The organism is Winogradskyella sp. (assembly GCF_045105575.1).
Classification (GTDB): domain Bacteria; phylum Bacteroidota; class Bacteroidia; order Flavobacteriales; family Flavobacteriaceae; genus Winogradskyella.
In genome coordinates this window covers 37,573-63,080 of the sequence record NZ_JBGCDQ010000016.1, presented here as the reverse complement: position 1 = coordinate 63,080, position 25,508 = coordinate 37,573, and the positions used below count along the sequence as shown (strand labels likewise).

Here is a 25,508-nt window from a genome sequence, read left to right as displayed (position 1 = left end):
TAAATACATTAGCACGTTCTACTAATTTTAAAGCAGACGGATGATTTGGTAAAAACTCAGTTTCAATATCCTCAGACTGTAATTTGAGTTGCAGATCTTCTTTAGTTGTTTTAAGCGTATTCACTCTTAATATGACATCTGCCTGCTCATTTTGCATGGCCAATTCTTTGGTCCATTCACCTTCGCCTAATTCTTTTATACCTAAGTCATCAATCCAATCTGGAATAGACTCACGGTATTTTCTAATTTTAGACAATTCATCAAAACGGCCTTTAATTTTTCGAGAAGGTGTGTCGGTAAAGTATTTCCAATCGGGTAATTTAATGCCTTTCAAAGTTGCCCAAACTGCGAAGATTCTCCAAAGGTTATCTCTATCGTAAGGTGCTTTAACATCTGCTATTTCTGCATAAAGTCTTTGGTAGCGCACAATACTATAGACTGTTTCTGCTACAAAACCTCTATCGCGACTTCCCCAACGTTTATCTCGTTTTAGTAATTGCTGAATTACTTTATCTGCATATTCGCCTTCATTGAAGATTTTATGTAAACCATCAATGACTGCAAAGCATAAATTTCTATGTAATCTCATTCTATTTCGTCTTCAGTATTTAGTTCTTCGTTTACAATTTATATTTCTGAAAAAAGAACGTGCAAAGTTACACTATTGAAAATGAATATAGATAATTCTAAAATAGAATTAAACGTTTTACATACTTTTGAGTCTAATCCATAACTAACCATCAATCAATTCATGAAAAACATCATAAAATTAGCGACCGTTATCGCTGTAATAACTTTTGTAGCTTGTTCTAGTAACGATGATAGTACATGTACGGAATCTACTTGGTATCAAGATTTTGACAATGACGATTTAGGTGATCCTAACACAAGTATTATGTCTTGTGACCAACCTGATGGCTACGTTGCAGATAATTCAGATACGGATGATTCTGGTTGCGTGTCCGATCAAGTTTTAGATGATTCAAGAGGTGCCTGCAATGAAACGTTAGCATTTTCAAATGTTTATAATCAGACGATTTCAGGAGCCAATAGAATAATTACTTCTAACAGTATTCCAGAACATATGGTTGGACGCTTCGGAATGGGACAAGGTTCATTAAATCCTAATGCCATTTCTGAACAAAACGAAACCTATACCATTACAATGAATCCTTCGGAAGCCGTCAATCTTACAGCATTATTATCAACATCAGGAATGGGACCAAATGCTGGACCTCAATATTCATTTGGTGTGTTGTTCAATGGAGTAGAATTAGATCCTGTGGCAGCCGAGCCTTTTCCGCATTTAGGAATGATGAATCCTAATGTGAATTGGAACTGGAATCTCGAAGCCTTAAATGTAAATTTAGGCTTAGATTGTAATAGCGCACATGTGCAACCTACTGGCAAATATCATTACCATGGTTCACCTATCTTATTTTTAGAAGCTTTAAATATGCCAACCGATGCGATGACACTGATTGGTTATGCTGCGGATGGTTTTCCTATATATTATAAATATGGCTACTCAGACGCATCAAACGCGAATTCTTCCGTAGATGAAATGACCTCTAGTTACCAATTAAAATCTGGAAATAGAGGTGGAGATGGAGTCTCTGCACCTTGCGGAAGTAACGATGGTGTGTATTCTAATGACTACGAATATGTTGCAGGATTAGGCACCTTAGACGAAGCTAATGGTAGAACAGGTGTAACACCAGAATATCCATCAGGAACCTATTATTATGTCATCACAGATGCGTTTCCAAGTATTCCGAGATTTTTTAGAGGCACACCTTCAAACGATTTTAAAATAGGCATGTAAGATGATAAAAGTCTTATCTATTTTTGCATTTATGTTTTTATCCGTCTGTTATGGATTTGCTCATGATGCGAATAAAGCATTTTTCACCATTCAACAAAAAGAAGATTATGTTGAAGTCCAAGCCGAATTTCCGTGGAGTATAAGAAATGCGGTTTTAGAAGCTTATCCAGAGTTGGAAAATTCAAAAGACAAAGCTGAGTTTGAAGCTGCCTTTTACCAATATGTCAATGCTAATTTTAGGATCGCTCATGGTGATTCAAGTTTAGAGTTGATTTCTGTGAAAGAAGAATTTTATGAAGGGCATTCACATCAAAATAACTTTAGCTTTCAGTTTAAAGGAGGCACGTTTGATCGAGTTTCTAACACATTAATGTTTAATAGTTATGATAATCAGAAAAATTATAACGATGTCATTTTAAAATCAGAATCATTAGAATTTATAACAACACCAGATAAAGCTTCTTTTATTGTGAAGGTTTCGTCTAACAATGATTTAGAATATAAAAAAACAATAATCTTTGGTGCCATCGCTTTTAGTGTATTCATCTTACTGATTTGGTTTAGAAATAAAAAAAGTAAACACATATGAAATACTTTAAACAGATAGCGATTGTATTAGGATTGTTAATATTTTCCTGTGGAAATGATGACACAAATGGTATGCAAGATGATTCAACACCATCACAATCGACACCAAATATTCTACTCATTATTGCAGATGACATGGGTTTAGATGCAACACCAAATTACACTATAGGAAGTGTAAAACCCAACATGCCAACACTTCAAAATTTAATAACTAATGGCATTACGTTTAATAATGTTTGGGCGAATCCGCTATGCAGCCCTACAAGAGCTAGTATTTTAACTGGTAATTATGGCACTAATAATGGTGTGACTCGCGTAGGACTTCAACTTGATAATTCAGCACATATCTTACAAAACGATATGTCTAATTATGCCACAGCGTTGATAGGAAAATGGCATTTATCCAATGATGCTAATCAGCCTTTAGCGATGGGAATTGACTATTACGCAGGCATCGTTTCTGGAGCCGTTACGGATTATGAAAGTTGGAGCTTAGTAGAAAACGGAACTACCACTACAAGTACGGACTATATTACAACAAAGTTGACGGATCTTGCTATTGATTGGGTTGCAGACCAAAACGATCCATGGTTTTTATGGATGGCTTACAATGCACCACACACGCCTTTTCATTTGCCACCAACTAATTTACACAGTCAAGGTGATTTACCTTCAGACCAGGCGAGTATTAATGCCAATCGCACAGCTTATTATTTTGCAGCTATTGAAGCAATGGATACTGAAATGGGCAGATTATTACAATCCATGTCCACTGAAGAGCGCGATAATACCATTATCATTTTTATTGGCGATAACGGTACACCAAACCAAGTGTCTCAAGATTATGGTCCTGGCAAGGCAAAAGCGTCTATTTATGAAGGTGGTATCAATGTGCCAATGATTATCTCCGGTAAAAATGTATCGCGAGGCAATGCCACAGATAATTCGTTAATTAATGCTACAGATTTATACGATACCATTGTAGAACTATCAGGAAACTCAACAGCACAGACTAATGATAGCCAAAGTTTTAAGGATGTCCTTTTTGATGGCATCACAGGAAATAGAGATTGTTTATTTTCAGAGATTAGTGCCAATGACGGAACTTCAGACTATGCTACCAGATCATTGACGCATAAGTACATTCGGTTTAAAGATAACACTGAAGGCTTTTTTAATTTAGCGAATGATCCGTTTGAAACTAATAATTTGTTAGATCAGACCTTGAGTCCTGTTAGTCTAGAGATTTACAATGATCTCAAAACAAAACTCGATGCTATTGTAAATTAAAAAATATTTGTTTTATAATTTGAAAAGCTTTGTGGTTATATCACGAAGCTTTTCTATTTTTAGGAAAAATTGAATACTATGAAAAAGTTGTTTGTAATTATAGTTTTAGCGTCTTTATGGATTACTATTGGTAGTTGCGGTACAACTAAAAAACAAGAGTCTGTCTCAAAACCAATTCAAAAAAAAATCGCTCACGTTGAAATTGAAACTTTAATACAAGATTCCACTTTAAATGTTCGTGCTTTAGAAATTGATAAAAAAGGAATAGGTAGTTTTGCTTTGTCGAATGGACAAATAGGTGGAATTGTTAAAAATCCTAGTGAACTTGATACTAGATTAACCTTTCAGTTAATGCATGATTCTATAGTGCCTAACTTCCGCTCTTTAGCAGTAACTAATAAAGCTGGTTTTGTTCTAAGCATTGCATCACCAACTTTATTATATAAAATTAACAAAGATTCACTCAAATTAGTCTACAAAGAAACTCACCCAAAAGCCTTTTACGATGCCATGGATTTCTGGAACGACCAAGAAGGTATTGCCATTGGTGATCCTACAGAAGATTGTATGAGTATTATCATTACAAGAGATGGAGGTAAGACTTGGACAAAATTATCATGTGATAACCTGCCAAAAGCCAAAGAAGGAGAAGCCGCTTTTGCAGCTAGTGATACCAACATTGCTATTGTAGGAGATAACACTTGGGTAGCAACAGGAGGAAAGGCTAGTAGAATACTGTATTCACATGACAAAGGAAAAACATGGCAAGTTTACAACACACCAATCATTCAAGGTTTGGAAACCACAGGAATGTATTCCATTGACTTTTATGATGATAAAAATGGATTTGCAATCGGTGGAGATTATACCAAGCCGAACGACACTTTAAATAACAAAATAAGAACTAATGATGGTGGGAAAACATGGCAAGTTGTGGCTAATGGCAAAGGTCCTGGCTATCGCAGTTGTGTGCAATACGTTCCAAATTCTAATGGTAAAGCATTAGTCGCTGTTGGTTTTAAAGGTATTGATTATAGTAATGATGCTGGTGATAGTTGGACACATTTAAGCGACGAAGGTTTTTATACCATTCGATTTTTAAATGATTCTATAGCTTATGCAGCAGGAAACGGGAGAATTAGTAAGTTAATGTTTAGATGATTGTTCTTTAATAAAAATGAATTCATGCCAATGCTCTAAGGCTCGAAGTTTTGTGTAATTATAGTAGCTGGATGCCTTGCTGTTTTTAGTGTTGCGTTATATTCGACTTAATAAGAATAGAAGACTAAAAGGTTTTTATTTCAGATAAATTCGGTTAATCACGATCACCTTTTCTGTCGCGTCTATTCTTTAGCTCTTGCAGTATTTGCCTTTTAAATTGTTCTTCGGCACCTTTTAAAATGATTATTTTTTTTGCAGGAATTATGGTCAATAAACTCTCTACTAAATCAGCTTTAAGGTCTTGTTGTTCTTTTTCAAACGCTAGGAAATCTTTTAAGGCTTTTCGCGCTTCACTTTCAGTGATAGTTTCGAGATTCATATTACGACGTTTTTCTCTGCCGTTAATGCGTAGCATTTCCATTTCTTGTTCGTGTGCGTTATAAATGGGCCAAAATTTTTGAGCTTCATCTTTTGTCAACTCTAATTTTTCTGTAATAAGGGCTATTTTTAAGGCTTTAATACGTTCTTTTCGTTCGCCTTTTTGGGCAAAAGTAATTGTGGTTATCGCTATAAATAATAGGGTAAAGACTATTTTTTTCATAAGTTTATTCTATAATTAAATCTTCAAGTGTTGCATGGTTTAATAAGTAATCTTCAATTGAATCTATCGATATTTGTGAATCTGTGGCGTTAAAAGCGTCGAGTTCTTCCTCAGTTAAAAGCGCTGCTAAATCATTACTTGTGTAATCTTCGACTTCTAAATAATATGCAATAGATGCCATTTCAAGATCTTCTAAGTTGATTTTTTCTGAAGTATTAAAAAACAGATGAAATCCTAAAACTAATGCAGCTGCGATCGATGCTGTATAAATTATTTTTTTTAAGCTAAATAAAGGTATCACCTTGGTATCGCTTTGAGTTGCGACTTTATTCAGTATTTGAGATTCCACCGTATCAAAATAATCTTTAGGAACGTCAAATCCGGATGCATCTATTTGGGTTCTCAAAGATAAATCATTAAGTATCTGCTCTTCGACTTGAGAAAAGTAATGGTCAGGAGTTTTAAATCCTGTGGTTTTAATATGTTGTAATTTATTTTCTTTCATCTTTAGTTTCCACGAAAGTGGTCATCTCTTATTATTCTATATCTAAGACTTCAAATACAACAAATAGTTTAATCCGAGCTTAAAAAGGCTTCTATTTTTTTAGCGGCAATATGATAGGAGGCTTTTAGAGCTCCTTCACTGGTGTCTAAAATTTCGGCCATGTCCTTATATTTAATGTCTTCAAAATACCGCATGTTAAATACCAATTGTTGTTTCTGAGGCAAAGTAGCTATCGCTTGTTGTAATTTTAGTTGAATAGCATCACCTTCAAAATAAACATCTGCGGTTAAATTATTAATGGCTCTATTTTGGTGCTCTTCATTGCTAATTTGTAAGCGTTTTGCATTTTTATTAAGATGTGTAATAGATTCATTGGTGGCAATGCGATACAACCATGAAAACAATTGACTTTCACCTTTAAATTTATCAATACTACGATGCACTTTTATAAAGGTGTTTTGCAGCACGTCGTCTGCATCTTCATGCCGAATCACAATCTTACGTATATGCCAATACAAGCGTTCCTTATAGCGTTGTAATAACTCTCTAAAGGCAGCTTCTTTTGTAGAAGGATTTTGTAAACGGGATATAAATTCTGATTCGGTATTCAAGTAAGTTACTTTGGTATTAAGACCCATCAAATTACTAAAAGTTTAATTGAAAATTTTATGCATTAAAAAAGAGTTTATTTTTTTTATTGATTATCAGTGTTTTAAGACTAATTAAATCGATTAAATACAAATTAAATCGATAAAATACATTTTTTTCTTGCGTGCTACTATTATTTGCTATATGTTTGCTGCAGCTTAACCTACTATACGTTATCAGTTTCCCAAATCTGATAACAACCAAAAAGGATGTATCTAACGATGCATCCTTTTTTTTGTTGATAACAACTTTATTTTTAGACTATGGGTTAAGTCTTAAACTCTCGAATTATTCACTGTGTTATACTTATGTTTTTCTAAAAAATAATAAGTACACATGGTTATTGATTATCAAGTGCTTACGATAAAAATACACGATAAAATGCATATAATTACGATAAAATGCATATTTTTCTTGTTTTGTAATCTTATTTATTATATGTTTGCCTCAGCTTAACCTATTATTCGTTATCAGTTCCCCAAATTTGATAACAAAGAAAAAGGATGTATTTAACTATACATCCTTTTTTGATTTATGATTTTAAGGTATTGGGTTATTAAGTTATTGGGTTATTGAGAGGTTGACTGTTTAAATAGTCGAAAGTAAATAATTACGCCATTAAACGAGCAAAATTTAGTTCAAACTATTACTCAAAACTCTGCATGTCTACTAATTTCTTATACACTCCATTTTTAGCAATAAGTTCGGTATGCGTGCCTTGTTCTGCAATCTCACCTTTATTTAAAACAATAATTTCATCTGCATTTTGAATGGTAGATAATCTGTGCGCAATAATAACAGAGGTTCTATTTTGCATCATCTTCTCTAAGGCATCTTGAACCAATCGTTCGCTTTCAGTATCTAAAGCTGAGGTTGCTTCATCTAAAATCATAATTGGTGGATTTTTGAGAACTGCTCTAGCAATACTTAAACGTTGTTTTTGGCCACCAGAAATTTTTGTACCACCATCACCAATATTATAATCTAAACCTCCTTTTAAATCTTTAACAAACTCCCATGCATTGGCAATTTTAAGCGCTTCAATAATAGCTTCATCAGAGGCATTTTCTCTGCCGATAATCATATTATTTCTAATGGTATCGTTAAACAGAATAGAATCTTGTGTTACTAATCCCATTAAACTTCTAAGGGAGTGCTTCGTAATGTCTTTAATATTTTTACCATCGATAGAAATATCACCTTCATTGACATCATAAAAACGGGTGACGAGATTAGCTATGGTACTTTTTCCACTTCCCGACTGGCCTACTAAAGCTACACTTTTACCTTTAGTGACGCTAAGTGAGAAGTTTTTTAAGACCAATTCATCTTCATATTTAAAGGATATGTTGTTGAGTTTTAATTCAGAATTAAAAGTAGCTTTAGTAAGCGCTTCTGGTTGGTCTTCTAGAGGGTTATCCGTCTCAATAATTTCTAAAACACGTTCTGCAGCTGCATTTCCTCGTTTTACACTATTATTAGCTTTACTTAATGCTTTAATAGGTGTTAATATGTTGTAGGCTAAACCCATAAAAGCGATAAAAGATGACGCCAAAAGGGTTTTGTCAACAATGACCATACGTCCACCAAACCACAATAAACAGGCAATAGTCACTATACCAAGAAATTCACTTAACGGTGTTGCGATATTTTGGCGGTTCATCATTTTATTTGAAAAAGAAAAAGAACGTTGTGTAGATTTCGTAAATTTTGAATTGAATAGTGTTTCAGAATTAAAACCTTTTATAATTTTTAGTCCGTTGAGCGTTTCTTCTAAAATAGATAAAAAGACTCCTTGTTCTTTTTGAACATCCGCAGATTGTTGTCTTAACCGCTTAGCAATAAGTGAAATAATAATACCAGCTGTGGGAATAAAAACAAAAACAAAAAGGGTGAGTTTTACACTAATGTTAAGCATAATTACAATAGAAAAAATCACACTAAGTGGTTCTCTAATAATAATTTCTAAAACGGATAAAAAAGAATTTTGTACTTCATTAACATCGTTAGAGACACGTGCAATTAAATCTCCTTTCCGCTTTTCAGAAAAGAAACTCATGGGTAATTCTACGGTTTTTTTATATAAGGTATTTCTTAAATCTTTTAAAATTCCGTTTCTTAAAAATGTTCCGAAGTAAAGCGCTAAATAATTAAAAATATTTTTAAGTAAAAACACAACGATCACTAATATAATAACGAAGGTAAGCGCTCGTAGCTGATCCTCATCGGCATAAGATTGTACCGTATAGGTCAGTGTGTCTTTGAGAAAAGATCCGATACCATCAAAATCTTCAAGTTGAGGTTTGGTATCAATACGCTCTTGATCTTCACCAAATAAAATATTTAGCATCGGCATTAACACTACAAAAGAGAGTGCCCCAAACAAAGCATATAATATATTAAAAAAGATATTTAAAAATGCGTATCGCTTATATGGTATAGCAAATACGAATATTTTTTTTAGGTAGTTCATCTATATTAGTTTCATATCCTTAAGGATGGCATCGATACGAGATTCCAACAACTGCTCCGTTTTTGCAAAGGCTGCCGAATTGTCTAGTTTTGTATTTACACTAATATAAAATTTAATCTTTGGCTCAGTACCACTCGGTCTTAGCGCAATTTTACTACCGTCTTCAGTATAATAAATTAAGACATTAGACTTCGGGATATCGATGGCTTCTTGCGTATTGTTTTCCGTATTTTTAGCAATGGATAATTGGTAATCTTCAATGCGTACCACTTTAGAACCGTTGACTATTTTTAACGGATTCTCCCTTGCATCAACCATCATTTGCTTAATTTCTTCTGCACCAGTAATTCCTTTTTTAGTCAGCGATATTAAACGTTCTTTATAGAAGCCATGTGCCACATACAAGTCGATAAGCTCTTGATACATGGTTTTACCATTGGCTTTGGCTTGTGCGGCAATTTCGCAAGCTAAAAGGGTAGAGGTTACGGCATCTTTATCTCTAACAAAGGCACCAACCATAAATCCGAAACTTTCTTCACCACCACCAATAAAATCCATACTAGGGAAGTCTTTAATCATTTTGGCAATCCACTTAAAACCTGTCAGCCCAATTTTAGACTCTACATTGTAAGCATTGGCCAAAACCGTCATCATAGGAGTTGATACAATCGTAGAACCTACAAATTGATTGCCATTAATTCTACCAGAATGTTTCCATTGTTTTAATAGAAAATCGGTCATTAATAACATGGCTTGATTACCGTTAAGGATAACGAGTTCATTTTCTAAATTCCGAACCACAACGCCTAAACGATCACAATCTGGGTCGGTACCAATAACAACATCACCACCAACGTTTTCTGCCAGTTCCATAGCCATTTTTAAAGCTTCTGGTTCTTCAGGATTTGGTGACACTACGGTAGGAAAATCTCCATTAGGTTCGCGTTGTTCTTCAACAATATTAACGTTGGTATAACCTGCACGTTTTAAAGTTTCAGGAATAGCAGTAATAGACGTACCATGTAATGAGGTAAATACAATATTTAAATCTTGTCTTGCCGCATCAGACGTGTCAAAACTACCGTTTTTTACAGATGAATCTATAAATACATCATCCACATCTTTCCCGATATATTGAATTAAACTTGAATTCGCTTCAAACTTAATTTCAGAATAATCTAAGCGGTTAATTTCTGCAATGACAGCTGAATCTTGAGGTGGTACTAATTGACCTCCATCTTGCCAATACACTTTGTAACCATTGTATTCTGGTGGATTATGAGACGCAGTTAACACAATGCCACAATGACAATTTAAGTGTTTTAACGCGAATGATAATTCTGGTGTGGCTCTTAAGTCTTCAAACAAAAATACCTTGATGCCATTTGCAGAAAACACATCGGCAACCACTTTACCAAACGATTGGCTATTATGTCTGCAATCGTAAGCAATAGCAACTTTTATAGCTTCATTAGGAAATGATTGTTTTAGGTAATTACTTAAACCTTGTGTGTTTTTTCCTAAAGTGTACTTGTTAATTCGGTTGGTACCCAATCCCATAATCCCTCGCATACCACCAGTTCCAAATTCTAGGTCTTTATAAAAACTCTCTTCTAATTCTTTTGGGTTAGAAGCGATAAGGTTTTTAATTTGTTCTTGAGCGTCTTTATCAAATGTTGGTGTTAACCAAGCATTAACGCGTTCTAAAATTTCTGGTTTAATATGTATCATAAGTAAAAGAGATTTATTAACTAAAATAGTGATGAACAAAAATAAACAATTCGCATTTTTAAAATGCTTTACGGCATTATAAATTAAAGATACTAAGAGAGCTGCAGATTTTCTTTAATAAAATAACGTTGCTGATGGCGTTTAGATCTTAAGATGAGTTCGCCTAAAAAGCCTGCTATAAAGAATTGAGAACCAATAATCATAGTAGATAGTGCGATGTAGAATTGCGGTCGATCTGTAATTAAACGACCTGTTGGGTTAAAAAATAATTTATCTAAACCCAGATAAAATGCAAATCCGAAGCCGATGATAAACATAATAACACCAATAGCACCAAAGAGATGCATAGGCCGTTTACCAAAGCGCGAAATAAACCAAATGGTAATAAGGTCTAAAAAGCCATTTACAAAACGATTCATTCCAAATTTGGTTGTCCCATATTTACGTGCTTGGTGTTGCACTACTTTTTCGCCAATGTTTGTAAATCCTGCGTTTTTTGCTAAAACAGGAATATAACGATGCATTTCGCCATACACATCAATATGTTTCACCACGACATTGCTGTAAGCTTTGAGTCCGCAATTAAAATCATTAAGCGTAACACCAGATGTTTTTCGGGCTGCCCAATTAAATAACTTGGAAGGTAAATTTTTAGAGAAATAGGAGTCGTAGCGTTTCTTTTTCCAGCCAGAAACTAAATCGAAATGATCTGTTGTAATCATTTTGAAGAGTTCTGGGATTTCTTCTGGATTATCCTGTAAATCCGCATCCATGGTAATTACCACAGCACCTTCAGCTTTTGCAAAACCAGCATGCAAAGCTTGTGATTTCCCAAAGTTTTTTAAGAACCTAATACCTTTAACGTTTTGGTTAATTTCCCCAAGTTCCGTTATAATTTGCCAAGAGCGGTCGGTACTGCCATCGTCTATAAATAGAATTTCGTAAGAAAACTGATTGGCTAACATTACTGATACAATCCAATCGTGTAATTCTTTCAAAGATTCTTCTTCATTAAGTAGTGGTATAACTACTGATATGTCCATAGCGTTTGGTCTGATTTCTTGACTTCAAAAATAGAGAATTTTTTTCAGGGACTAGCGGTCATTTTTAAGAATTGCTGCTATTATAAGCGAAACTATAAATCCAAAAAATAGGCTTCCAAGAAGCATCATAGTCGCTATAAAAAATTCTGTAGTTGTGATATCAATCATCTTCATTCCCATCTCTAGTTCTTCGCCTTGCATGTTTGGGTTTTGAGACATCATATCGGCAATTGCTTCTTCTCTTTTACCTGCAAGAAATTCAGGCATTAGAAACCCATAATGTATAATTGAATAAATTCCTGAAATTAGTCCACCTATTAAGGCAATTCCCATTCCTGTTTTTAAACCATCACCAATACTTAATATGTTTGAATTAAGTTTTTTATAGGCACTAATGCCAACATAGTAAATAGCAATTGTAGCCACTGTGCTAATAACGCTGGCAATCCAATGACTTTCTATATTAAGGGCATATAAAATTACAAGTCCGGCAATTGTCAATAGTCCTAGGTATAAACCGAAATTATATGCAATCGGTTTAACGGGTGGTTTAGCTTCTTCCATAATGAGATGTTTTTTTACTTAATCAATGAGTTAGTATTCAAAGTTACACAAATGTTATCTATATTCGCTAAATAAAAATAACCAAAAAGATTGTAGATTTATAAAAATTACTTAAATTTGCACCTCGAAAAATCGAGTACAATTAAAGCATTTAGTGATGAAAGCAGGAATACATCCAGAAAATTATAGAGTAGTAGCATTTAAAGATATGTCTAATGAAGAGGTATATTTAACTAAATCTACAGCAGATACAACTGAAACTATCGATGTTGATGGTAATGAATATCCATTAGTTAAATTGGAGATTTCTAGAACATCTCACCCATTTTACACAGGTAAATCTAAATTGGTAGATACTGCTGGTCGTATTGATAAGTTCAAAAACAAATACGCGAAGTTTAAAAAATAAACAACGCTTACCGATAATCGAAAAAGCCTTTCTATCAACAGAAAGGCTTTTTTGTTTTCTGTAATTAAATTACATTTGACCCATGACTTTTTGCAAGAATAAAGTGGCTGACTATAAAAGTCACTGAGAACTAATGTCGTTGCAATTGAAAGTATACTAAAAGTGATATTGTGCTTTTCTTAGTTAGAATTTTGAATTTAATTTTGATGCCTTATGAATTATATCTTATTTGACGGTACTTATCGTAATAATTTATTGCCATTTACCTTCACCAGACCTGTCGCAGATTTAAGAGTGGGTATTTTAACCATTCGCGAAAAATGGGAAATGCATTTAGAATATACAACCACCACTATTACCGAAGATTATTTGTCAGATAAGTATCCGATGGTAGAGCTCGAAGAAAACATTATGATTAATGCGTCATTTCTACCAAATTTAGAAGTTGTGACACTTGTTAAAGATTTAAAGCACAATCAAGCGTTGTTTAAAGGCGAAGATGTTATTGCTTTTTTTGCGATGGAAGGTGAGGAGCATTCTGATTTTTCAACGTTCGAAGCGATAGAGTATCAAGGAGATATTTTAAAAATTGAACATACTTGGGATATTTTTTCTAAAAACGGAGCAGCTATTGTTGAAGATTTTAATTTAATGACTAAGGATCGCGAATCAGAACCAATTCCTGCTACGGTTAATACTATAAATGCGGAACATATTTTTATTGAAAAAGGCGCCACACTTAATTTTGCAACTTTAAACGCAAGTGACGGTCCAATTTATATTGGTAAAGATGCTGAAGTTATGGAAGGTTCGATCGTAAGAGGTCCTTTGGCACTTTGCAACAATGCAACATTAAAATTAGGAACTAAAATTTATGGACCAACGACTATTGGTCCGCATAGCAAGGTTGGTGGCGAGGTTAATAATTCAGTGCTTTTCGGTTACTCTAACAAAGGTCACGATGGCTTTTTAGGAAATTCCGTTATTGGCGAATGGTGTAACCTTGGCGCAGATACTAACAATAGTAATTTAAAGAATAATTATGCCGAAGTAAGGCTTTGGGACTACCAAACAGAAGGCTTTGCTAAAACAGGTTTACAGTTTTGTGGACTTATGATGGGAGATCACAGTAAATGCGGAATTAATACCATGTTTAATACTGGTACAGTTGTTGGTGTAAGTGCTAATATATTTGGCAGTGGATTTCCTAGAAACTTTGTGCCAAGTTTTTCTTGGGGAGGAAGTAAAGGTTTTGTTACCTATAAAACCGCCAAAGCTTTTGAAGTTGCGGAAGTAGTTATGGCAAGACGAAAACTAGCATTCACAGAAAATGATAAAACGATTTTAGAACATATTTTTGAAGAAACAAAACAATTTAGAAGAGAATAACATGACAGTAAATCCCAAATTAAACCTACTTTTTTTATTTTTTATAAGTCTCGGATTCGCACAAGAAGTCGAAGTTAAAAGGCTTAAAATTAATAACAAACTTGATCATTTTGCAGCTAGAGTTGTAAATGATAAAGTGCTTTTTAGTTCTAATCTTACAAGAAAAAATGGTCGTGTTATTTTAGATAAATATGCACAAAACCTTTATGCTATTTATGAAGGCAAAGCAGATGAAAACGGTGAAATAGTTGACGCAAAACTCGTAAGACGTAAGGAAGTTGGCATGTCTAATATGTCGGTAGCAACATACTCTAAGGACGGAAAGTACATGTATTTTACCACCAACCATACTGAAAAAGGTGAGAATAAGTTAAAAGATATGAATACGTTTAATCTTTTAATTCAACGCGCGGAATATGAAGAAGGTAAGGGCTGGACAAATTTTACCTCCTTGCCATTTTGCGATCCCGATCACAATTTTGCGCATCCTGCTTTAAGTCCAGACGGTTCTACCTTATATTTTATTGCAGATGTAAAAGATACCAAAGGAAAATCAGATATCTATAAAGTGTCTGTTACCGACCATAAAACTTATGGTGAAGTAACGAAGTTAGCAGAGCATATTAATTCACCTCGTACTGAGACGTTTCCTTTTGTAAGTGCAGATAACAAGTTGTACTTTTCTTCAGATAGAATTGGTGGAAAAGGTGGAATTGATATTTATGAATACGATTTAAATTCTACAAATATTATTAAAGAACCAATATCTTTAGATAAGCCTATTAACAGTCGTGGAGACGATTTTTCCTTTTTTCTAAATGATGATTTAACTACGGGTTATATTTCTTCGAGACGGTCTAGAGGACAAGGTGGAGATGATTTGTATTATTTTTCTGGGTTTTAGAGTTCAGTTGGTAGGCTTCTGTTGACAGTCCATCGCCAGTCTTGGGACTTTAATTTATGGCTTTGGGCTCTTCTTTTTTACTTAAAGTGGCTAAAAATTAAAGATTTGTAATCATTAGTAATTCCTATAGCTTTCGGGAATTGTCAACTTTTCTTTGTGAATCTTGGTGCCTTCTTTGTGGAACTTTGTGTAATTATTTTTTAGGCATTAGTTTTAATCACTATCGCTTTTGTTGCGTCTTAGTACGAATTATTTAGTTTTTCGCACAGACTTCAATTCCAATAAATTAGTAGCGTTAATGCCAAGACCTTCAATAGGTTTGCGCGTAAATCGAACCACTTCATCATAAAATAAAGACACAATTGGAGCAGATGCCATTACTAAGGAGTCCATTTTAGTATAAAGTTGCGCACGCAAATCTGCATCAGTTTCTAAATACGCTGCTTCATACATATTGTCGAATGTTTCACTTTTAAAATGCGTATAATTTGGGCCATTCGGAGCAAAATTCTTACTATAAAATAATGACAAGTAATTTTCAGCATCAGGATAATCGGCAATCCAGCTTGCTCTAAAAAAATCGAGTTGACCATTAGCTTTTGCATCTTTAAGGCTTGAAGGAGGAATCACATCCACATTAACCAATAAACCTGTTTTTTGAAGTTCGCGCTGAATAAATTCACAAAAACTTAAATAATTACTAGTGGTGGTCAGCGTAATTTCAGGATTGTTAATACCTGTTTCTGCTTTAAACTCTGCAACCAATTGTTTGGCTAATTCTGGTTGATAATTAAAACCAATAGCCGCATCAAAGCCAGGTAAACCTTTGGGAATAAAACCACCATTTGCAGCAATGCCGATACCATTTCTCAAATAGGTCATCATTTTATTTCGATCAAAACCAATATTAACAGCTTTTCTCAATTTTAAAGACTGAATCGTAGCAACTTCAGTTTCCATGAAAAAAGCTAAGTATTCCGTATTGAGATAAGGGCCTCGAATCATTTTTACGTCCTCAGCATATTTTGGTTTTAAATTACCGTCAGCTAATAAAATTTCATCTTTATAAGAACCATCTAAGCCAGATACAAAATCGATGTTACCTTGCGCAAATTGTAAAAACTCACTCTGTTTGTCAGGTAGAAATGTAATCGCTACTGCTTCGAGGTAAGGTAATTGTTGATTTTCTGAATCAGTTTCAAAATAGTTTTTGTTGCGTCTGAAAACGAGTTTTAAATTTTCTTCCCAACGCTTAAATTTAAAAGGACCAGTTCCTATTGGGTGAGATCTAAAATCGTTACCATAATGTTCTACAATTTCTTTAGGAACGACAGAACAATATTTCATAGTCAACAAACCTAAAAATGCAGGAAAGGGTTGTTTTAATTTAATTTGAAATGTAGAATCGTTAACGGAATAAAAATCATCCACTTTATTTAAAACCCAACTGCCAGGAGAAGCGACAGTTTTATCTCTAAGTCGGTTGAAACTGAATTCAAAATCTGTAGCGCTAACGGTTCGCGTTGAATCTTGGTTGGTGTGGGCAGTTGCAGTACCAAACAATTCATGTTTATGAAAAAAGACATCTTTTCTAAGGTTAAAGGTGTACAGTTTTGCACTATCAGAAATCGACCAGTTTTTGGCAATACATGGCTTTACATTGAGTTGGTCATCCATTTGCACCAAACCATTAAAAAGTTGATGCGTTGCCCAGATATCGGCTAAATCTTTTGAAAAAGCAGGATCTAGAGAGCCAATATTTTTGTGTTCATTGTATTTAAAAACGAGGTGATCTTTACTTGTGTTTTCTTTTGAATTACAAGAAAAAATGATCAAAATTAATGAACCATAAACTAATCTATGGAATAAGAAAGGAGTGCGTTTTAGCATATAACTTATATGTTGTAAATTTGCAGCCACAAAAACGTGAAGCTATTATTTAGCCTTTAATTAAGGTCTAAAGGTAAATTTAAAAAGATCCTGAAACAAGTTCAGGATAATAAAGAATGAATCGAACAAAAAAAGTCGCATTTTACACATTAGGTTGTAAACTTAATTTTTCTGAAACCTCCACCATAGCAAGAGGTTTTACGGATGAAGGCTTTGAGCGTGTGGATTTTAAAGAAAAAGCTGATATTTATGTCATCAATACTTGTTCGGTAACCGAAAATGCAGACAAGCGTTTTAAAACTATTGTAAAGCAAGCGCAAAAGGTAAATCCTGAAGCATTTGTGGCAGCCATTGGCTGTTACGCACAACTAAAACCAGAAGAATTAGCCGACGTTAATGGTGTGGATTTGGTTTTGGGTGCTACTGAAAAATTTAAAATTACAGATTACTTAAACGATCTTACTAAAAATGATTTTGGCGAAGTGCATTCTTGCGAAATAAAAGACGCTGATTTTTACGTAGGTAGTTATTCTATTGGTGACAGAACGAGAGCTTTTTTAAAAGTACAAGATGGTTGCGATTATAAATGTACTTATTGCACAATTCCGTTGGCGAGAGGGATTTCTCGAAGTGATACCATGACTAATGTATTACAAAATGCCAAAGAAATTGCAGAACAAGAAATTAAAGAAATTGTACTGACAGGTGTAAATATTGGAGATTACGGAAAAGGTGAATTCGGGAATAAAAAACACGAGCATACGTTTTTAGATTTAGTAACCGAACTCGACAAGGTTGAAGGGATAGAGCGACTAAGAATTTCATCAATAGAACCTAATTTATTAAAAAACGAAACGATAGATTTAGTATCAAAATCTAGAGCTTTTGTACCACATTTTCATATTCCACTGCAGAGTGGTAGCAACGACATCCTAAAAAAGATGAAACGTCGCTATATGAAAGAATTGTACGTAGATCGTGTTTCAAAAATAAAAGAAGTGATGCCACATGCTTGTATTGGTGTCGATGTTATCGTTGGTTTTCCTGGAGAAACAGATGACTTGTTTCTTGAGACATATCACTTTTTGAATGAATTAGATATTTCCTATTTACACGTCTTTACGTATTCTGAGCGCGATAATACAGAAGCTGCAGAAATGGAAGGAGTCGTGTATAAAAATGTAAGAGCTAAACGCAGTAAAATGCTGAGAGGTTTGTCTGCGAAAAAACGACGCGCTTTTTATGAAAATCAATTAGGCACAGAACGTACTGTGTTGTTTGAAGGTGAAAATAAGGAAGGCTACATCCACGGATTTACAGAAAATTACGTTAAGGTAAAAGCACCTTGGAATCCAGAATTGGTGAATACATTGCATAAGGTAGAACTTACTAAAATTGATGAGGATGGTTTGGTGCGATTTGAATTTATTAATGAATTTGTCCGATAAATAATTACAGATGTTTACTTAAGCTAAGTGCTTTTCTAAGATTAGCCGTGAAAAAATTAAACTAGATTTTAAAAAAAAAACACATAAAAATGAAAAAACTAAATGTTATATTTTGCCTAGTAATCATGTCCCTTTTTTTAAATTCTTGTGAGGATGAGGATAATACTGCAGAAGTAAATAATTTATTGGGCACTTGGAAATTAACTAAAATAATAACTCCAGAGGCTTACGATATTAATTCTAATGGCACTTCAAGTTTGAATCTTTTAGACGAGTTGAATGAAATTGAGGGAATAAATTGTTTGAGTAATGAAACATTAACATTTGGCGTAAATAATACAGTAGAGATTGCAACAACTTCAGATTTTGATATTCAAATTTATAAAGTTGGAGATATGATGGCTTTTGATATTGATTGTGATCCTTTTAATGAGGTATATGTTACAGATTGGAGTCAGAATGGGAACAATATTATTATTGATGGCGATGAAGAATCTATCGTAAACATAGCTGGTGATGAATTGTCTTTTGTAATTGAAGATTATTTTGATATCTTAAATTTAGATACGGATGAACAGTTGTATGAAGACGCTACATTTGTGTATACAAAACAATAGTAAAAATAAAAAATCCGAAACTAAAAAGTTTCGGATTTTTTTATATTTCTAACGTCTAACGTCTAACGTCTAACGTCTAACGTCTAACATCAGATACGAATACCTACTGGCAGCATACGCTTATATTTTCTGTTGCGTCTTACAAATTTTGCAATTTCCGGACTCGTTGGCACTACACTAATGTTACGTTCCTTAATGTTACTAAACACTAAGTCGATAAAATCGAGTTCAAATTCATCTGTTCTAATAGCATCCGGAATAATCATTTTGGTCAAGAATATCTTACGTTCTTGTAATGAGTATTCAATAATAGCCATGTCGTTTTCAACCTTTAATTCAAATTGACGAAGAAAATCATTGTCAATCAATTCAGCAGTTTCTGTCATAATTTTTGTTTATTAAATTCAGCGGTTGGCGTGTAGATACTATAAATTATATAGTTTTGCTGTGCAAAGGTACAAAAAACCATCGAAATAATTCGGTTTTAGTTGTTAAAACCTTACATTGTAATTAATTAAGATGTCCCAATAAAAGTCTTTTCACACCTATGGAAACCAATTTAACACATGTTTATTTAATGCCAGGCATGGCAGCAGATCCTATTATTTTTGAGCATATTAAGTTACCTGTTGAGCGTTACAAAATACATTGGTTAGAATGGCAAATTCCTGATAAGGAAGAAACGCTTCAAGAGTATACGCAACGAATGTGCAAATTTATAGTGCATGATAATGTCGTGTTATTGGGTGTTTCGTTTGGTGGTATGTTAGTTCAAGAAATGAGTAAATTTCTAAACCTAAAAAAATTATTTGTCGTCTCTAGTGTAAAATCACATCACGAGTTACCAAAACGATTAAAGTTGCTTAAAGTGACCAAAGCCTATAAAATTTTGCCAACACAATTGGTCAGTAATATCGATTTGTTAGCAAAATATGTTTTTGGAGAAACGATAAAAAAGCGTGTTGATTTATATAAAAAGTACCTTTCTGTAAACGACAAAACGTATTTAGATTGGTCGATTAAGCAAGTGGTATGCTGGGAGCAGGAAGAACCTAACTCAAAAGCCATTTATATTCATGGTGATAATGATGCTGTTTTTCCGCATTCGTGCGGTGGTGACTGCATTGTTATTAAAGGTGGAACGCACATTATGATTATAAATAAGTACAAATGGTTTAACGAAAATTTACCAAAACTTATTGAAGGTTGAACTTGAATGGTGTTTCAAGATTCATTACATTTAGCCACAAAGCGTATTAAATAAAATAGCATGAAAATCATAAAAAATAGTTTAGCATTAATTGGTATTATCTGTGTCTCTGGCGTATTTATTTTCTCGATGCAAAAGTCTCCAGACGAGAAACTGCCATTCGATAATATCTCCTTAGAGAAAGATCCTGTTGCAAATAGTTATAATGTCTATGCGTTAGAAATGCCTGAAAACTTGAATTTTGCTGGTGAAGCAGTTCCTGTTGAAGATCCAGATATTTATGAACGTATGGATAGAGAATTACTCGTAAATACCTACTGGCAATCTAATGGTCTATTAATGTTTAAACGTGCGCAAAAGTATTTTCCGATTATAGAACCGATTCTTAAAAAGAATGGTGTGCCAGACGATTTTAAATATTTAGCAGTGATTGAAAGTGGCCTGGTGCAAACGGCAAGATCTCCAGCAGGTGCAAGTGGTGTTTGGCAAATTATGAAAGCTACTGGACGCGAAAATGGATTAGAAGTCAATGATAACGTCGATGAACGTTACAATTTAGAAAAAGCAACAGAAGTGGCTTGCGATTATTTAAAGAAAGCCAAAGCGAGTTTAGGAACTTGGACCAAAGCAGCAGCTGCTTATAACGCTGGTAATTATGGAGTGTCTAGACGTTTAAAAGAACAAGATGTTGCTAGCTACTATGATTTATTGTTAGGAGAAGAAACAGGACGTTATGTGTTTAGAATAGTGGCTTTAAAAGAGATACTATCAAATCCACAGAAATATGGATTCAATTTTAACGAATCACATCTTTACAAGGAAATTCCAACTTACAAGGTTGAAGTAGACACTGCAGTCACCAATTTTGCACAGTTTGCTAAAGGTTTCGGAATTAACTATAAAATTCTAAAGCTTCACAATCCTTGGCTAAGAGAACCGCATTTAAATAATAAATCGCGTAAATCTTATCTGATAGAAATCCCAAAAGCGGGTTCGTACAAAAAGAATTAATTCTAATTAAAAAGGCTCAAACAAATTAATGTAAGAGCCTTTTTTAGTTTTTTAAATTTCGACTTCAGTTTCGTATTCAACTTCAACTTCGACTTCAACTTCAATATCTAACGTCTACTACGACGATTCTGACGCGCAGAAGTCGGTTGACCATATTGCTGTTTCGGAATAATCGCTTGCTTCATTTGCTTCTTCATCATCTTTATTTGTTCCGCAAGCATATCTCTTTTGTCTAATTTTTCAGCCTCAGCTAATAATTTTTGAGCTTCTGTTTTTCGTCTTTTAGAAAAAGCAATGCCTGCTAAATTTAACTTAGCCATCGCTAAATCATGATCCATAGACAAACCTAAGTTAATAGATTTTTTAAAATATTTTTCGGCTTGGTTCATGTCCGTTTGCGAAACCATGATGCCATTTAAGTAATTTAAATACCCTTGTTGTTTTTTTACTAAAGCTCCTTCCGGATTTTTAATTTTATCTAACCATTTTTTAGCACCAACAAAATCTTGTTTTCTCAATTTTAAAAAAGCGAGTAAAATCATTTCGTTTTTAAAGTAAAGAAAAATAAATATGGTAGATAATAGCAGGTACATAATACCATTACCAATATACCCTTCGGTAAATTGATAGATACCAAAGCCAATAATTAAGGCTGCTATAACTAGTTTTATATTTTTATGAAACATGTTTTTTAGAATTTTTACGGAGCGCAAAGATAATAAAAACAAAGAGTTTAGAATCTATTCAAAAAAAATCTTTTGGGTCTTGCTAAAGTAAAAACTTGTTGTATATTTGCACGCAGTTTTGAGGTAGACCTCAATACATCAAATAAGAATATTAGTTTTTAAAAATATAAGACATGCCAAAAAGAACGTTTCAACCGTCAAAGAGAAAGAGAAGAAACAAACACGGTTTCAGAGAAAGAATGGCTTCTGTTAACGGAAGAAAAGTTTTAGCACGTAGAAGAGCTAAAGGAAGAAAAAAATTATCTGTGTCTACTGAATCAAGACATAAGAAATAATGATTAACAATTGTTAATATATAAAAGGCGTTACTTAGGTGTAACGCCTTTTTTTGTATCCTATTGTTAACTATTTTTGCACAGCCAAATTAATTAAACATATATTTTATACAGTCAGTATTATGCCAAAAAACACCAACATAAAATCTATTTTACTCATCGGTTCAGGTCCTATTGTTATTGGTCAGGCCTGCGAATTTGATTATTCGGGTTCTCAAGCGTTACGCTCATTACGAGAAGACGGCATTGAAACGATTTTGATCAATTCTAATCCGGCAACGATTATGACGGATCCTACAATGGCAGATCATGTGTATTTGTTGCCATTGAATACAAAATCACTTGTTCATATTTTAAAAGAACATCCTCAAATCGATGCCGTTTTACCAACTATGGGAGGACAAACCGCTTTAAATTTGTGTATTGAAGCCGATGAAAAAGGAATTTGGGAAGACTTTGGTGTCGATATTATAGGTGTAGATATTGACGCTATTAATATCACGGAAGATCGCGAAAAGTTTAGAGAATTAATGCTAAAGATTGGTGTTGGTATGGCACCACAAGCCACAGCAACATCATTCTTAAAAGGAAAGGAAATTGCACAAGAGTTTGGTTTTCCTTTAGTGATTAGAGCCTCATTTACTCTGGGTGGAGATGGTGCTGCGATTGTGCATAAAGAAGAAGATTTTGATCGCTTACTAACACACGGATTGGAAGTGTCTCCAATTCATGAAGTAATGATTGATAAAGCTTTAATAGGCTGGAAAGAGTACGAGTTAGAGCTGTTAAGAGATAGAAACGACAACGTTGTTATTATTTGTACCATAGAAAATATGGATCCGATGGGAATTCACACAGGTGATTCCATAACTCTTGCACCAGCAATGACATTGTCTGACAAAACTCAGCAAAAAATGCGAGATATGGCGATTCATATGATGCGCAGTATTGGTGATTTTGCAGGTGGTTGTAATGTACAATTTGCCGTGAGTCCAGATAATGACGAAGATATTATTGCGATTGAAATTAATCCACGTGTGTCGCGTTCGTCTGCCTTAGCGAGTAAAGCCACAGGTTATCCTATTGCTAAGATTGCAGCAAAATTAGCCATTGGTTATCATTTAGATGAATTAAGTAACCAGATTACAAAATCAACATCAGCCTTATTTGAGCCGACATTAGATTACGTTGTGGTGAAGATTCCACGTTGGAATTTCGATAAATTCGAAGGTTCAGACCGAACTTTAGGCTTACAAATGAAAGCCGTAGGAGAGGTAATGTCCATTGGTCGCTCGTTTCAAGAAGCCCTTCATAAAGCCACACAATCTTTAGAAATTAAAAGAAATGGCTTAGGTGCAGATGGAAAAGGCTATACCGATTACGATACGGTTATAGAAAAATTGACCAATGCAAGTTGGGATCGTGTGTTTGTGATTTATGATGCGGTTGCGATGGGAATTCCATTGAGTCGTATTCATGAAATCACTAAAATCGACATGTGGTTTTTAAAGCAATATGAAGAATTATTTCAACTTCAAAAGGAAATTTCAACCTTTAAAATTGATACTATTGAGCGCGAATTATTACTGGAAGCCAAGCAAAAAGGCTATGGTGACAGACAAATAGCGCACATGCTAAAATGTTTAGAGAGCCAAGTCTACAATAAGAGACGTGAATTTAATATTAACCGTGTATTTAAATTAGTAGATACTTGTGCAGCCGAATTTAAAGCGCAAACGCCATATTATTATTCTACGTTTGAAAGTGAAGTTGAACAACCAGATGGAACGGTTTACGTTCAGAATGAAAGTATTGTCACAGATAAAAAGAAAATTATCGTTTTAGGTTCTGGACCAAATAGAATTGGGCAAGGTATAGAATTCGATTATTGTTGTGTACATGGTGTTTTGGCTGCTGCCGAATGTGGTTACGAAACGATTATGATTAATTGTAATCCTGAAACGGTTTCTACCGATTTCGATATCGCAGATAAACTATATTTTGAGCCTGTATTTTGGGAACATATCTATGATATTATTCAGCATGAAAAGCCAGAAGGTGTTATTGTGCAATTAGGTGGACAAACCGCTTTGAAGCTTGCTGAAAAGTTAGAAAAATGGGGAGTTAAAATTATGGGAACCAGTTTTAAATCGCTCGATTTAGCTGAGGATAGAGGTAGTTTTTCTAACATACTAAAAGAAAATAATATTCCTTATCCAGAGTTTGACGTGGCCGAAACTGCTGATGAAGCACTAGCCATTGCCGAAGTTTTAGATTTTCCAATATTGGTAAGACCATCTTATGTACTTGGAGGTCAAGGCATGAAAATTGTGATTAATAAAGACGAGTTAGAAGCGCATGTTATTGATTTATTAAAATCGATTCCTGGGAATAAATTATTATTAGATCATTATTTAGATGGTGCTATTGAAGCAGAAGCCGATGCTATTTGTGATGCAGATGGTAATGTTTACATCATCGGAATTATGGAACATATAGAGCCATGTGGTATTCACTCAGGTGATAGTAATGCCTTATTACCAGCTTTTAATTTGGGTGATTTGGTGATGCAACAAATTATAGATCATACACATACCATTGCGAGAGCTTTACATACGGTTGGTTTAATCAATATTCAATTCGCTATTAAAGATGATATTGTTTATATCATTGAAGCCAATCCTAGAGCATCTAGAACGGTTCCTTTTATAGCCAAAGCTTACAAAGAACCTTATGTCAACTATGCGACTAAGGTGATGTTAGGCGAAAAGAAAGTGACGGATTTTAATTTTGATCCGCAGTTAGAAGGCTACGCGATTAAGCAACCGGTTTTTTCATTTAATAAATTCCCTAATGTGAATAAGCAATTAGGACCAGAAATGAAAAGTACAGGAGAAAGTATTTTATTTATAGATAGTCTAAAGGATGATGCGTTTTATGATCTTTACGCCAGAAGAAAAATGTATTTAAGCAGATAAAAAATATATTTGTCAGTTGTTAAACGCAATGACATGAAGAATTTAAGCGATTTTTAAAGTGACGTTTATTTGTGATTTTAATACAGTATGAAGTTTTTCGGGAATATGGTCTGTTTGTCAGTTCGTTAAAATCAAGTCTGTGTTAGTGGGTCTAAAAGCGTAGCGGTCTTTTGTCTTTTAAAACGAAGTGATAAAATAAATG

Annotated in this window: 23 protein-coding genes and 1 pseudogene; 13 read left to right on the top strand and 11 right to left on the bottom strand. The window is 34.0% G+C overall.

All coding sequences use genetic code 11. The features are described from left to right. Positions 1–589 (bottom strand): annotated as a pseudogene (locus AB8B52_RS04590) (RNA methyltransferase); the annotation flags it as partial. Between the two features lie 162 nt (positions 590–751). On the opposite strand from AB8B52_RS04590, the gene AB8B52_RS04585 reads away from it, so the two are divergent. From AB8B52_RS04585 to AB8B52_RS04570, 4 genes are all read left to right on the top strand, one after another. Next, the gene (locus tag AB8B52_RS04585) at positions 752–1,825 is read left to right on the top strand and encodes a YHYH protein (RefSeq protein ID WP_406025694.1); all 1,074 of its coding nucleotides are present in this window, start codon (positions 752–754) and stop codon (positions 1,823–1,825) included. A gap of 1 nt (position 1,826) precedes the next feature. After that, positions 1,827–2,414: a hypothetical protein gene (locus AB8B52_RS04580; protein WP_406025693.1), complete on the top strand. Its 588-nt coding sequence runs from the start codon at positions 1,827–1,829 to the stop codon at positions 2,412–2,414. After that, the gene (locus tag AB8B52_RS04575; RefSeq protein WP_406025691.1) at positions 2,411–3,703 is read left to right on the top strand and encodes a sulfatase-like hydrolase/transferase; all 1,293 of its coding nucleotides are present in this window, start codon (positions 2,411–2,413) and stop codon (positions 3,701–3,703) included. The genes AB8B52_RS04580 and AB8B52_RS04575 overlap by 4 nt, the downstream gene beginning before the upstream one ends. Positions 3,704–3,781: 78 nt before the next feature. Then, positions 3,782–4,864: a WD40/YVTN/BNR-like repeat-containing protein gene (locus tag AB8B52_RS04570; RefSeq protein ID WP_406025689.1), complete on the top strand. Its 1,083-nt coding sequence runs from the start codon at positions 3,782–3,784 to the stop codon at positions 4,862–4,864. A 154-nt stretch (positions 4,865–5,018) separates the two neighbouring features. Here the strand turns inward: AB8B52_RS04570 and AB8B52_RS04565 are convergent, their stop codons facing one another. The 7 genes from AB8B52_RS04565 to AB8B52_RS04535 all read right to left on the bottom strand — a co-directional run bounded on the left by AB8B52_RS04565 (position 5,019) and on the right by AB8B52_RS04535 (position 12,429). Then, entirely contained in the window at positions 5,019–5,465 is a 447-nt protein-coding gene (locus AB8B52_RS04565; RefSeq protein ID WP_406025687.1) for a sensor of ECF-type sigma factor, read from the bottom strand. A 4-nt stretch (positions 5,466–5,469) separates the two neighbouring features. After that, a complete protein-coding gene (locus AB8B52_RS04560; protein ID WP_406025685.1) occupies positions 5,470–5,970 on the bottom strand; it encodes a hypothetical protein in 501 nt (166 codons plus the stop codon). A gap of 68 nt (positions 5,971–6,038) precedes the next feature. Beyond that, a complete protein-coding gene (locus AB8B52_RS04555; RefSeq protein WP_406025683.1) occupies positions 6,039–6,608 on the bottom strand; it encodes an RNA polymerase sigma factor in 570 nt (189 codons plus the stop codon). A gap of 656 nt (positions 6,609–7,264) precedes the next feature. Then, entirely contained in the window at positions 7,265–9,091 is a 1,827-nt protein-coding gene (locus AB8B52_RS04550; protein ID WP_406025681.1) for an ABC transporter ATP-binding protein, read from the bottom strand. After that, entirely contained in the window at positions 9,092–10,822 is a 1,731-nt protein-coding gene (locus AB8B52_RS04545) for a phospho-sugar mutase (RefSeq protein WP_406025679.1), read from the bottom strand. It lies immediately after the preceding gene. Between the two features lie 92 nt (positions 10,823–10,914). Continuing rightward, positions 10,915–11,865 (bottom strand): glycosyltransferase family 2 protein, encoded by a 951-nt coding sequence (locus tag AB8B52_RS04540; RefSeq protein ID WP_406025678.1) that lies wholly within the window; start codon positions 11,863–11,865, stop codon positions 10,915–10,917. Between the two features lie 51 nt (positions 11,866–11,916). Further along, positions 11,917–12,429 (bottom strand): DUF4199 domain-containing protein, encoded by a 513-nt coding sequence (locus AB8B52_RS04535; protein ID WP_406025676.1) that lies wholly within the window; start codon positions 12,427–12,429, stop codon positions 11,917–11,919. Positions 12,430–12,586: 157 nt separating this feature from the next. On the opposite strand from AB8B52_RS04535, the gene AB8B52_RS04530 reads away from it, so the two are divergent. From AB8B52_RS04530 to AB8B52_RS04520, 3 genes are all read left to right on the top strand, one after another. Then, on the top strand, positions 12,587–12,838 hold the full coding sequence (locus AB8B52_RS04530) for a type B 50S ribosomal protein L31 (protein ID WP_406025674.1): 252 nt from the start codon (positions 12,587–12,589) through the stop codon (positions 12,836–12,838). Positions 12,839–13,051: 213 nt separating this feature from the next. Then, positions 13,052–14,227 (top strand): GlmU family protein, encoded by a 1,176-nt coding sequence (locus AB8B52_RS04525; RefSeq protein ID WP_406025672.1) that lies wholly within the window; start codon positions 13,052–13,054, stop codon positions 14,225–14,227. Continuing rightward, complete coding sequence (locus AB8B52_RS04520; RefSeq protein ID WP_406025670.1) at positions 14,196–15,131, top strand: hypothetical protein; 936 nt, start codon at positions 14,196–14,198, stop codon at positions 15,129–15,131. Before AB8B52_RS04525 ends, AB8B52_RS04520 begins: the two co-directional genes overlap by 32 nt. A gap of 249 nt (positions 15,132–15,380) precedes the next feature. Here the strand turns inward: AB8B52_RS04520 and AB8B52_RS04515 are convergent, their stop codons facing one another. Then, on the bottom strand, positions 15,381–17,021 hold the full coding sequence (locus AB8B52_RS04515) for an ABC transporter substrate-binding protein (protein WP_406025668.1): 1,641 nt from the start codon (positions 17,019–17,021) through the stop codon (positions 15,381–15,383). Between the two features lie 116 nt (positions 17,022–17,137). Between AB8B52_RS04515 and mtaB the strand changes: the two genes are divergently transcribed. Both mtaB and AB8B52_RS04505 read left to right on the top strand, forming a co-directional pair. Beyond that, positions 17,138–18,469 (top strand): tRNA (N(6)-L-threonylcarbamoyladenosine(37)-C(2))-methylthiotransferase MtaB, encoded by a 1,332-nt coding sequence (gene mtaB / locus AB8B52_RS04510; protein ID WP_406025666.1) that lies wholly within the window; start codon positions 17,138–17,140, stop codon positions 18,467–18,469. A 125-nt stretch (positions 18,470–18,594) separates the two neighbouring features. Next, entirely contained in the window at positions 18,595–19,086 is a 492-nt protein-coding gene (locus tag AB8B52_RS04505; RefSeq protein WP_406025664.1) for a hypothetical protein, read from the top strand. Positions 19,087–19,175: 89 nt separating this feature from the next. Here the strand turns inward: AB8B52_RS04505 and AB8B52_RS04500 are convergent, their stop codons facing one another. After that, a complete protein-coding gene (locus AB8B52_RS04500; protein WP_178988931.1) occupies positions 19,176–19,472 on the bottom strand; it encodes an N-acetyltransferase in 297 nt (98 codons plus the stop codon). 161 nt (positions 19,473–19,633) lie between these two features. Between AB8B52_RS04500 and AB8B52_RS04495 the strand changes: the two genes are divergently transcribed. Both AB8B52_RS04495 and AB8B52_RS04490 read left to right on the top strand, forming a co-directional pair. Next, positions 19,634–20,296, top strand: coding sequence for an alpha/beta hydrolase (locus AB8B52_RS04495; protein ID WP_406025662.1), 663 nt, complete (start codon positions 19,634–19,636; stop codon positions 20,294–20,296). Positions 20,297–20,356: 60 nt separating this feature from the next. Further along, positions 20,357–21,307, top strand: coding sequence for a lytic transglycosylase domain-containing protein (locus AB8B52_RS04490; protein ID WP_406025660.1), 951 nt, complete (start codon positions 20,357–20,359; stop codon positions 21,305–21,307). Between the two features lie 107 nt (positions 21,308–21,414). On the opposite strand, the gene AB8B52_RS04485 is transcribed toward AB8B52_RS04490, so the two are convergent. After that, the gene (locus tag AB8B52_RS04485; protein ID WP_406025658.1) at positions 21,415–21,993 is read right to left on the bottom strand and encodes a DUF2892 domain-containing protein; all 579 of its coding nucleotides are present in this window, start codon (positions 21,991–21,993) and stop codon (positions 21,415–21,417) included. Between the two features lie 173 nt (positions 21,994–22,166). Here AB8B52_RS04485 and rpmH point away from each other — a divergent pair, with 173 nt between their 5' ends. Together rpmH and carB are read left to right on the top strand one after the other, a co-directional pair. Next, entirely contained in the window at positions 22,167–22,328 is a 162-nt protein-coding gene (rpmH, locus tag AB8B52_RS04480) for a 50S ribosomal protein L34 (protein ID WP_115818167.1), read from the top strand. 122 nt (positions 22,329–22,450) lie between these two features. Next, complete coding sequence (gene carB / locus AB8B52_RS04475) at positions 22,451–25,306, top strand: carbamoyl-phosphate synthase large subunit (protein WP_406025656.1); 2,856 nt, start codon at positions 22,451–22,453, stop codon at positions 25,304–25,306. Positions 25,307–25,508: the final 202 nt, after the last annotated feature.

Coding starts and splice junctions, on each gene's coding strand:
- AB8B52_RS04485 (WP_406025658.1), bottom strand. CDS start 21,993: ATGTTTCATAAAAATATAAAACTAGTTATAGCAGCCTTAATTATTGGC.
- AB8B52_RS04530 (WP_406025674.1), top strand. CDS start 12,587: ATGAAAGCAGGAATACATCCAGAAAATTATAGAGTAGTAGCATTTAAA.
- AB8B52_RS04535 (WP_406025676.1), bottom strand. CDS start 12,429: ATGGAAGAAGCTAAACCACCCGTTAAACCGATTGCATATAATTTCGGT.
- AB8B52_RS04575 (WP_406025691.1), top strand. CDS start 2,411: ATGAAATACTTTAAACAGATAGCGATTGTATTAGGATTGTTAATATTT.
- carB (WP_406025656.1), top strand. CDS start 22,451: ATGCCAAAAAACACCAACATAAAATCTATTTTACTCATCGGTTCAGGT.
- AB8B52_RS04500 (WP_178988931.1), bottom strand. CDS start 19,472: ATGACAGAAACTGCTGAATTGATTGACAATGATTTTCTTCGTCAATTT.
- AB8B52_RS04545 (WP_406025679.1), bottom strand. CDS start 10,822: ATGATACATATTAAACCAGAAATTTTAGAACGCGTTAATGCTTGGTTA.
- AB8B52_RS04550 (WP_406025681.1), bottom strand. CDS start 9,091: ATGAACTACCTAAAAAAAATATTCGTATTTGCTATACCATATAAGCGA.
- AB8B52_RS04570 (WP_406025689.1), top strand. CDS start 3,782: ATGAAAAAGTTGTTTGTAATTATAGTTTTAGCGTCTTTATGGATTACT.
- AB8B52_RS04555 (WP_406025683.1), bottom strand. CDS start 6,608: ATGGGTCTTAATACCAAAGTAACTTACTTGAATACCGAATCAGAATTT.
- AB8B52_RS04515 (WP_406025668.1), bottom strand. CDS start 17,021: ATGCTAAAACGCACTCCTTTCTTATTCCATAGATTAGTTTATGGTTCA.
- AB8B52_RS04540 (WP_406025678.1), bottom strand. CDS start 11,865: ATGGACATATCAGTAGTTATACCACTACTTAATGAAGAAGAATCTTTG.
- AB8B52_RS04585 (WP_406025694.1), top strand. CDS start 752: ATGAAAAACATCATAAAATTAGCGACCGTTATCGCTGTAATAACTTTT.
- AB8B52_RS04580 (WP_406025693.1), top strand. CDS start 1,827: ATGATAAAAGTCTTATCTATTTTTGCATTTATGTTTTTATCCGTCTGT.
- AB8B52_RS04505 (WP_406025664.1), top strand. CDS start 18,595: ATGTCCCTTTTTTTAAATTCTTGTGAGGATGAGGATAATACTGCAGAA.
- AB8B52_RS04560 (WP_406025685.1), bottom strand. CDS start 5,970: ATGAAAGAAAATAAATTACAACATATTAAAACCACAGGATTTAAAACT.
- AB8B52_RS04525 (WP_406025672.1), top strand. CDS start 13,052: ATGAATTATATCTTATTTGACGGTACTTATCGTAATAATTTATTGCCA.
- AB8B52_RS04565 (WP_406025687.1), bottom strand. CDS start 5,465: ATGAAAAAAATAGTCTTTACCCTATTATTTATAGCGATAACCACAATT.
- AB8B52_RS04490 (WP_406025660.1), top strand. CDS start 20,357: ATGAAAATCATAAAAAATAGTTTAGCATTAATTGGTATTATCTGTGTC.
- AB8B52_RS04495 (WP_406025662.1), top strand. CDS start 19,634: ATGGAAACCAATTTAACACATGTTTATTTAATGCCAGGCATGGCAGCA.
- mtaB (WP_406025666.1), top strand. CDS start 17,138: ATGAATCGAACAAAAAAAGTCGCATTTTACACATTAGGTTGTAAACTT.
- rpmH (WP_115818167.1), top strand. CDS start 22,167: ATGCCAAAAAGAACGTTTCAACCGTCAAAGAGAAAGAGAAGAAACAAA.